Annotated in this window: 10 protein-coding genes; 4 read left to right on the top strand and 6 right to left on the bottom strand. The window is 63.1% G+C overall.

Features of this window, described 5'->3' with window-relative positions:
- Positions 1 to 107 precede the first annotated feature (107 nt).
- A complete protein-coding gene (locus BG842_RS19595) occupies positions 108 to 464 on the bottom strand; it encodes a P-II family nitrogen regulator (RefSeq protein ID WP_007980604.1) in 357 nt (118 codons plus the stop codon).
- Positions 461 to 1,831 carry an ammonium transporter gene (locus BG842_RS19600; protein WP_069452097.1) on the bottom strand — a complete coding sequence of 457 codons (1,371 nt, stop codon included), beginning with the start codon at positions 1,829 to 1,831 and terminating at the stop codon, positions 461 to 463. The genes BG842_RS19595 and BG842_RS19600 overlap by 4 nt, the downstream gene beginning before the upstream one ends.
- 542 nt (positions 1,832 to 2,373) lie before the next feature.
- Here BG842_RS19600 and BG842_RS19605 point away from each other — a divergent pair.
- Positions 2,374 to 3,204 carry an NAD+ synthase gene (locus tag BG842_RS19605; RefSeq protein ID WP_254663317.1) on the top strand — a complete coding sequence of 277 codons (831 nt, stop codon included), beginning with the start codon at positions 2,374 to 2,376 and terminating at the stop codon, positions 3,202 to 3,204.
- A gap of 10 nt (positions 3,205 to 3,214) precedes the next feature.
- Here BG842_RS19605 and BG842_RS19610 read toward each other — a convergent pair whose 3' ends face one another.
- The gene (locus BG842_RS19610; RefSeq protein ID WP_069452098.1) at positions 3,215 to 3,829 is read right to left on the bottom strand and encodes a universal stress protein; all 615 of its coding nucleotides are present in this window, start codon (positions 3,827 to 3,829) and stop codon (positions 3,215 to 3,217) included.
- A gap of 111 nt (positions 3,830 to 3,940) precedes the next feature.
- On the opposite strand from BG842_RS19610, the gene BG842_RS19615 reads away from it, so the two are divergent.
- Together BG842_RS19615 and BG842_RS19620 are read left to right on the top strand one after the other, a co-directional pair.
- Positions 3,941 to 5,290, top strand: a complete 1,350-nt coding sequence (locus BG842_RS19615) for an AI-2E family transporter (RefSeq protein WP_069452099.1) — start codon at positions 3,941 to 3,943, stop codon at positions 5,288 to 5,290.
- A 98-nt stretch (positions 5,291 to 5,388) separates the two neighbouring features.
- Positions 5,389 to 6,051 (top strand): hypothetical protein, encoded by a 663-nt coding sequence (locus tag BG842_RS19620; protein WP_254663318.1) that lies wholly within the window; start codon positions 5,389 to 5,391, stop codon positions 6,049 to 6,051.
- A gap of 4 nt (positions 6,052 to 6,055) precedes the next feature.
- Here BG842_RS19620 and BG842_RS19625 read toward each other — a convergent pair whose 3' ends face one another.
- Positions 6,056 to 6,334, bottom strand: coding sequence for a hypothetical protein (locus tag BG842_RS19625; RefSeq protein WP_069452100.1), 279 nt, complete (start codon positions 6,332 to 6,334; stop codon positions 6,056 to 6,058).
- 30 nt (positions 6,335 to 6,364) lie between these two features.
- Here BG842_RS19625 and BG842_RS19630 point away from each other — a divergent pair, with 30 nt between their 5' ends.
- Positions 6,365 to 6,646: a hypothetical protein gene (locus BG842_RS19630; RefSeq protein ID WP_069452101.1), complete on the top strand. Its 282-nt coding sequence runs from the start codon at positions 6,365 to 6,367 to the stop codon at positions 6,644 to 6,646.
- A 4-nt stretch (positions 6,647 to 6,650) separates the two neighbouring features.
- Here BG842_RS19630 and BG842_RS19635 read toward each other — a convergent pair whose 3' ends face one another.
- Positions 6,651 to 7,388: a CPBP family intramembrane glutamic endopeptidase gene (locus tag BG842_RS19635; RefSeq protein WP_007980592.1), complete on the bottom strand. Its 738-nt coding sequence runs from the start codon at positions 7,386 to 7,388 to the stop codon at positions 6,651 to 6,653.
- A 305-nt stretch (positions 7,389 to 7,693) separates the two neighbouring features.
- On the bottom strand, positions 7,694 to 9,025 hold a 1,332-nt coding region (locus BG842_RS19640; protein WP_069452104.1), incomplete at its 5' end, for a S9 family peptidase.

Consider the following 9,025-nt stretch of genomic DNA (forward strand, 5'->3'; position numbering starts at 1 on the left):
ACCTCGTCGGTATCGGACGACGGACCGAAAAACGAGACGGACGACGAACGGCGGAGAGCGGGCACGGTTGCACAGTCGAAAAACGGTTCCTCGGAACGAAGGTCGGGCTACACCGCGTCCGGGCCGCGTTTCCCGGTTCGGACCTGACAGGCGTCGCTGACGGGGAGGACGAATATCTTCCCGTCGCCGGGTTCGCCGGTACAGGCGGCCTCGCGGATGGCTTCCACGACGTCTTCGGCGGGGGTGTCGGCGACGACGCACTCGATTTTGACCTTCTGGTGGAGGTCCACGACGTACTCCTCGCCGCGCCATTGGCTCTTCGTCGCGGGTTGGCTACCCCGCCCAGAGACGTTCGTGACGGTCAGACTCGGCGCACCGGCTTCGACCAGCGCTCGCTTGACGTTCTCCAGTCGAGCGGGGCGAATGATGGCCACGACCATCTCGATTCCGGAGTCGGCGCTCATTTGTTCTCACCTCCGTCCGCCAGTGCGGGGCCGTCCGCGGTCCCAGTCGGGGAACCGCCGCCGGTTTCGTCGAACGATTCGACGAATTCGGGGTAGGCGACGATGCCGTGTTCGGAGCTGTCGAGTCCGGTGTGTTCTTCCTTCTCGTCGACGCGCAGGCCGACGGTCACGTCGGCGAGCTTGAAGATGAGGGAGGTCGTGACGAGCGTCCAGACGGTGATGACCGCGATACCGAGGGTCTGCATGGTGAACTGGGCGAGCGAGAAGCCCGATACGGCGAAGACGGGAATGAGCCACGTCCCGATGGCACCCGCACTCCCGTGGACACAGAATACGCCGCACACGTCATCGACTTTGAGCGTATCGACGACCCAGCGGTAGACGAGCGGGACCTGCACGCCCGCGATGAGGCCGAGCGCGATGCCGCCGAACCACGTGACGTGCGGAACCGCACCGGTAACGGCGACGAGGCCAGCGAGCAGGCCGTTTGCCGTGAACAGCGGGTCGGGCTTGCCTTCGAGGTACGTCGTCGTCAGCGCGGCGGCGACCGCGCCCGCACCCATTCCGAGGGTGGTGTTGAGCGCGACGCGGCCGAGCGTGGCACCCGCGAACTGGAGAGCACCGTTCTCCACGGAGAGAACACTCGCCTGCGTCCCGACGTTGAAGCCGTACCAGCCGAAGGCGAGGATGAACGTGCCGAGCATCACGAGCGTCAGCGAGTGGCCGGGAATCGGAACGCTGTTGCCGTCCTTGTCGAAGCGACCGCGACGAGGGCCGACCATGTACGCGCCCACGAGTCCGGCGATGCCGCCGAGCATGTGAACCACGGTCGCGCCCGCGAAGTCCATGTACCCGACGCCACCCGCGACGCCGAAGGCGGAGCCGACGGCCTGTCCGAGGTAGCCGCCCGCGGAGAGCAGGCCGCCGCCCCACGCGAAGCCCTGAACGACGGGGTAGATGACCGCCGTCAGCGCGATGGAGTAGAACAGGTACGCCTTGAACTTCAGCCGTTCCGCGACCGCGCCGCTGACGATGGTGGCGGCGGTCATGGCGAAGACGGCACCGAACAGCCAGTTGACCCAATCGTCGGGGTTGTTGACGTAGGCGAACGCCGACGCCAACGAGAATCCCCCGGACGAGGTGAGTCCACCGGCGATGAATGCGATTCCGGAGCCGACGAGGAAGTAGATGAGGACGCCGAGACACCAGTCCATCATGTTCTTCATCAGCACGTTGGCGACGTTCTTCGCACGAACCTGTCCGGCCTCCAGCATGGCGAAGCCCGGTTGCATGAAGAAGATGAGGAACGAGACGGTGAGCACCCACACGCTGTTGACGCCCGACGCGATGGCGTTCAAATCGACCATCAGCGACCACGCTCCTCGGTCAGTCCCGAACGGTCCAACACAGCCGAATTGTTTACCTTTTCACCTATTTCCACCGCATTTGTAGTCCAAGTCACGGTGTAGAATCGTGATTCAGAAGAACATAAACCTAAGCGTTTACGAATGTCCGATTGTACTGATAGTTGTTGACGTGCGGTCAGTTTACAATCAGATATATTCTGTATAAGGTCATAAAGCGTCCAGGAGTGAGCGTTTGAAAAGTGAATAACCGGACGTTCGTCAACAAATGAAAAGGAAATTATTTTGCTATTAATTGAGAGGGTGCGCCTCGACGTGCACAGTGATTTTGAGTGGTGGATGAGGCTGTCATTAAACACCTAAAACACAATCCAAAAAGTATGAATTCACACACGAGAAGCGTTTTATAGTGCCAGAATGTTTCGATTAGATGTGAATACGAGCCCAAACGTTTCCAAAATCCGCCTCGAAAGACAATATCTCCCCAACAAGACGGCTCGGCGTGGACGAATGTGGGGGTGTCCCTGCTACCACGAGGTGAAAACGTGACGACATCGACCCTCCCACCGACCGAACTGCTGACCGACGAGGAGAACGTGGCGGCGACGTACCGGCAGGTCACCCTGTTCATCGAGGAGTACGTCGAGCGGTCGAACGCGAACGGCGTCGTCGTCGGGATGAGCGGCGGCGTCGATTCCACGCTGGCGGCGTCCCTCGCGGTGGACGCGCTCGGACCCGACCGCGTGTTCGGGCTGTTGCTTCCCTGCAACCTGACCGCCGAGGCGGGGTGTCACGACGCGCTGACCGTGGCCGAGGCGCTCGGCATCGACTACCGGGAAATCCACCTCCAACCGCTCGTTCGCTGTTTCGAGGACCTCCTCGTCGGCGACGAGGACCGCGACGAACGGATTCGCGCGCTCGGCAACGCCACCGCGCGACTGCGCATGACCTGTCTCTACTACGCGGCGAACACGCAGTCCAAACTCGTCCTCGGAACCGGCAATCGGTCGGAGCGACTGCTCGGCTACTTCACGAAACACGGCGACGGCGGCTGTGACTTGCTACCGCTGGCAAACCTCTACAAGACGGAGGTTCGGGCGCTCGCACGTCACGTCGGGCTTCCCTGCCGTATCGTCGAAAAACCCTCGACTGCGGGGCTGTGGGCCGAACAGACCGACGAAGACGAACTCGGGGCCTCGTACGACCGCATCGACGCCGTGCTTCACTACGTGGTGGACCGCCGGTATCGCGCCGAGACGGTCGCCGAGGAACTCGACATCCCGATAGAAACGGTCTGGGAAATCGTCAACGGCCACGTCGAAACCCACCACAAACGGCGGCACCCGGCGACGCCCGGACGGGAACGAACCGAATGAACGAAGCGGCTCAGTCCCGCGGGCGGATGCGCGCCACGCTCGTCTCGCCCGTCACCGGGTCCACGTGGACGTTGAACGTCTCACCCTCCGCCGACGCCCGAACTATCCAGGTGTTGGCCGCCCGGTAGGGTTGCTCCGTGACGGACACGTCGTCGTACCCCTCGGCCGCGAGGGCGTCGCCGGCGACGCCGGTCGCCTGCTCGGCGGACTCGACCGTTCGCACACCGGCGGACCGAACCAGCAGGACGGGAACGTCCGAGTGGCGCGCGACGCGCTCGGCGACACTCCCGAGGAGCACCCTGCCGACGCCGGTTCGACCGTGCGTCCCCATCACGATGAGGTCGACGTTCCGTTCGTCGGCGTAGCCGAGAATGCGGTCGGACGGACGACCGTCGGTGACGTCGGCGACGACATCGACGCCGTGTTCGGTCGCCCGCTCGACAATTTCGTCGGTGACCTGTTCGCCCGCCGCTTCGAGTTCCTCCGCGTCGCCGACCAACTGTTCGCTGACGACGTGAAGGACGTACATCGTCGCGTCGTATTTGTCGGCGATGTCGAGCGCGTGGCTCACCGCCTCCCGCGATTCGCTTCCCCCGTCGACCGGAACCAGAATCCGTTCGTACATCGGTGGCAGTACAACCTGCCCGGATAAAAGTCGAGGTGGTCTTTCGGGGACCCCGACCGATATAGCGTCGGCCCGCGTACGGACGGTAATGGGTGGGGACCCAACGATACGATGGATGAAAATCTAACGCTACTGCAAGGGCGGTCGCGCCTCGCGTGGTGGGTGGTCGGCCTTGTTCTCGGCGTCGTCGTCCTGTTCGTATTCTACTCGTTTGAAGGGACGTTCGTGCTCGGCCTGTTCATGTACTACGCGACGCGGCCGATATACGACCGCTTGGAGCACCGACTCGGCCATCCGGGGCTGACGGCGGCCGCGGCGCTGGTGACGGTCGCGCTCCCCGTCGTGCTCCTCGTCTCCTACGCGGTCGCCGTGAGCGCGGTCGAGGTCGCCGAAATCGCCGGTGAGTCGTTGCAGGGGTACGAGGGCGTGCTCCGGCCGTATTTCGACCTGTCGTCGCTGACGGTCCATCCGCAACGAATCCTCGAACTGGCCCAGCAGAGTCAGGGGGAGTTCATGCGCTTTGGCGGTCCGGAACTGCTCACAACCGCCGCGAACGTGGTGGCGGCGTTCGGGACCGGACTTCTGCAGTTGTTCGTCGCGCTCGCGTTCGCCTTCTACCTGCTTCGGGACGACGACAAACTGGTTCGCTGGTTCGTCAGCGATATCGGCGGCGAGCGGAGCACGGCGTACACCTACGTCGAGGCGGTTGACCGGAGCCTGCAGACGGTATATTTCGGCAACATCCTCAACGCATTCGTCGTCGGACTCGCCGCCGCGGTGGTGTACAACCTCGCCAACATCTTCGCGCCGTCCGGGCTTTCGGTCCCGCTGCCGACCCTGCTGGGGTTGTTGACCGGCGTCGCCAGCCTCGTTCCCGTCGTCGGGACGAAACTGGTCTACGTTCCCATCACGGCGTACCTCGTCGTTCGGTCGTTCGACGTCGGGCCGCGGACCCTCTGGTTCCCCGTGGCGTTCGTCGCGCTGTTCGTCGTCGTCATCGACCTCGTGGCCGAGGTCATCATCCGCCCGTACATCACGGGACGCGAACTGCACGTCGGGTTGATGCTGTTCGCGTACATCTTCGGCCCCCTCCTGTTCGGATGGTACGGACTCTTTCTCGGGCCGCTGTTGCTCGTGCTACTCGTCCAGTTCAACCGCGTCGTCCTTCCCGACCTGATGCAGGGGAACCCGATACAGGCGAGCGAAGTGACGAGCGCGACGGGCGGACGACGGGACGGAACCGAAACGACGGAAGGCGCGACAGGAAACGCGACGGGAAGCGAGGACTCGACACAAGAGACGGACGAAAAGGTGACAAGCGAACCGGCGGACGACGGGACGGAACCGACGACGGAGACGCCGGACGAAACGGACGCGAAACCGGAACCGGAAACGGTCGAAGAAGGCACGGACGAAAATGACAGTCGCCATGACGATGGAAACGATACGTACCCGACGTGAACAGGAAGAATTCATCGAATCAATAATGACAAAAAATAAAATTTAAACAACAAGAATTATAGTCTCGAAGTATGAACGGTCAGCGAAGAATATCATTCGTGCGGAACCAATACCGGGACGATGGGGAACGCGATTTCGGGGCCACGTTGCGGGAACTGAAACAGCAGGGCTGTGTCCTGCTGATAACCGGTGCGGTGGCGCGGAGCGTCACGCTACAGGCGATACGTCGGCTTTCGGGTGACCCGTGTTGCGACCGGAAACACGTCCTCGTTGCGACCCGGACGACCACCGCCGACATCGACGGCGGACTCCCGCCGGGGGTGAAACGAGAGGACCCCAACGTCCGCGTCATCACCCCGACCGACGTCGGGACGGACGCCTCGGCCGAACGTGACGAGGGGCGAACCGAACTCGAATACATCCGCGCGGAACTCCTTCGAGCGGTCGGCCATTTCGACCACAGCGCATCGGGGCTTTCGCCCGCCGAACTCCGGGTCAGCATCGATTCGCTGGAACGACTGCTCGAAACGAACGACCGCGCCGCAGTGACGCGATTTCTCCGCACGGTGATGGCGCTCATCCGCGGCGTCAAGGGTATCGGACACGTCCATCTCCCCGTTCCGGACGACTCGAGCGAGGTCGCTCGGTTGTCGCCGCTGTTCGACGCGCGGATCGAACTCCGGCGGCGCGACCCGTTGGTCGCAGAACAGCGCTGGCACTTGCCGATGGGCAACACCGATACGAGATGGACAAAACTGTAACCGGTCAGTACTGCTCTCTCTCGATATCCTCCAGATGACGCTCGATTCGGTCGAACTTCGATACGTCCACGAACGCGTACTCCGCGCCGCCGAAGAACGATTCCGGAACTTCGGAACTGGAGAGGTGCAACTCGGGGTCGGCATCGACGTGGTTCACCTTCTGGAAGGGGATGACGCGGACGAGTCCCGGGTCAGCGTTAAGACAGACGACTGCGTTCTCTTGGACGAGCACCGCGTCGTACTCCTGTGCTTCGTATTCGTCCACCGCGAAGACTGTCGGCATGGGTGGAAAAACGCGGAGGGCGCTATTAAAATGAACCCGACCGAACTCGACCGACGATTGCGCGAACGGTTCGACGCACCCGAGGGTGCGCGGAGAGTCGTCGTTCGGGAAGCCCGGGACCTATCCGATTCCGGGCGGTACCGAAAGCACTCGGGGATGGACCTCACCGCAGGGGCCATCGTCGGCCACTTGGACGACGCGCCGGACGACATGTCGCTTCCCGAGCGGTGGAACTGGTGGATCGGATCGCTCGAAATCGCGTACGGCGGCTACACCGAGTTCCTCATCGTGCGCTGGCAAGGACAGGAGTAACGACTTACGACGGCAACTGCCCCGTCACCATCAGGTACGCCAGCGCGAACTGGAGCGCGTTGAACGCGCCGTGAATCAGCGCCGAGACGACGAGGTTGCCGGTGTACTCGTAAGCCGCCCCGAGGACGGGCGATAGGACGAACAGGATGGCGAGGTAGACGATTTTCCCCGCCCCCTGGAGCGAGAAGAAGTGGACGAACGCGAAGATGAGGCTCGCCAACGCGATGGCGGGCCAGCGCCCGAACGATTCGCGGAGTCGTTCCTGTACGACGCCGCGATACAGCAGTTCCTCGCCGGGACCGATGAGCAGGAACGAGAGCGGAATCAACAGGAGAAACACCCGCGGGTCCTGCTCGCCGATGCTGGCGAGTTCGTTTTGCGCCGACTGTATCCCGAACGTCGTGAGCACGAGCGACACGACGATGAGGCCGCCGTAGAAGACGACGAACCCGCCGACGGTCCACCCGAGGTCCGAAAGCGTCGGAAAGCGGACCCCGACGTACGAACGGCCGCGTCCGGTGTAGCGGAGGTACGCCAGCGCGAACAGGCCGAAGGAGACGCCTTGACCCATCACTATCGAAACGGCGACCAACAGGGTCGGACGGGAGAGGAGGTTGATTCCGCCGACCGAAAGCACGAGCGCCGTGAAGAGCACCACGACGACCGCGAAGGCGTACCCGCCGAACCCCAACCCGGCGGCGACGAACACCGCACGGGACCGCTCGTTCCACAACGCCGTCATTCGTTTACCTCTCGAAGATACGCGACAGTCACTGTCGTACTGATATGTCCCACCCCAATCCACTCCGCATCGGGGTTCGACGCGAGGGGTACTGACTATTGTGTAGACATTCTGTCTCGTTCGACGTGGCAAGAAAGGCACGACGGCGGCGTGTTCGACCGACGAGCGAAAAACGAATTCCAGTGGTCGAAAAAGAAACGAGGGCGAACGGTGGTTGAAGCGAATCGAATCCTGTATTTTCGTCGATGGGAGCGATTGTACTCGGTAGGCACCGCCTACTCGGGCGATTCACGGCGACGAGCGTCCTACACGTGTTCGTCGAGGAAGGCGGCGATACGCTCGAACTCCTCGATGAGGTTCTCGCGCGACGTGGTGTGGTGGCCCTCGTCCTCGAAGATGCAGGTTTCGACGGGGACGCCGCGCTCGCGGACTCTCTCGGCTATCTGCTTCGCTTCGCCGACCGGGACGCGCGGGTCGTTCGCGCCGTGTTGGATGAACAGTGGGCAGGAGATTCGCTCCGCCTCGTGAATCGGACTGATGCTCCGAAGCAGGTTGCGGTTTTCGAGCGACCCGTACTCCTGCTCGCGGTGACTCCGCCGCCACTCGCCCGTGTTTTCGAGGAACGTCTCGAAGTCGGCGATGCCGACGAAATCCACGGCGGCCGCCCACAGGTCGGGATACTCCGTGATGGCCGCAAGGACCATGAAACCGCCGTAGGAGCGCCCGTAGGCGACGATTCGGTCGGCGTCCACGGCGTCCCGTTCGTGGAGCCATCCGACCGCCGCCTCGATGTCCGCGACCGAATCCATTCGCTTGTCCGTGTCGTCCAGATGCGTGTACGCCGTGCCGTAGCCCGACGAGCCGCGAACGTTGGGTTCGAGAACGGCGTACCCCTGCTGAAGGAAATACTGTTTCGTCGGGTAGAACCACGGCTGACGCTGGTGTTCCGGCCCGCCGTGGATATCCACGATGACGGGGGTTTCGCCCGGTTCGGCGTTCGGCGGAAGCGTCCAGTACGCCGGGATTTCCCGCCCGTCGAACGATTCGTACCGCACGATTTCTGGTTCGAGAAACGTCTCGCGGGGGATGCCGAGCGTGCCGAAGTTCGTCCATCGCTCGGCGCTCCCGGTGTCCGGGTCGAGGACGAAGACGTTCTTCGGGTCGTCGCTCCGACTCATCGAGATGGCACAGTCGCCGTCGGGACCGAACTCCGCGGCGAAGACGACGCCATCGGGGAGGTCGGGCGTCGAAAGGGGTTCGATGTCGTCCTCGGCCGTGAGTCGTCCGGCGTGAACCTCGGAGTAGCCGTCGACGTTTCGCACCCACACCACCCGGCCCGTTCCGCCGTGAAGCGAGAGGTGGGAGACGTTCCAGTCCCCGGCCTCCTCGACGACCGTCGGCGTGCCGTCATCGAGGTCGAGACGGGCGACGTACGCGGTGTCCGCGCCGTGGTTCGTCACGCAGTAGAGGTCGTCGTCGGGACCGAACGTCACGTCGTGATACCGGGCATCGGTGTCGTCGGTGAGTTTCCGATAGTCGCCCGACTCGGGGTCGAGCAGGAACAGGTTCTGGTCGAAACTGGCGTTGGCTTTCGAGCAGACGATACCCGGTTCGCCCCACGCTTCGACGCTCAAGAA

The sequence above is a fragment of the Haladaptatus sp. W1 genome (genome assembly GCF_001723155.1).
GTDB lineage: Archaea > Halobacteriota > Halobacteria > Halobacteriales > Haladaptataceae > Haladaptatus > Haladaptatus paucihalophilus.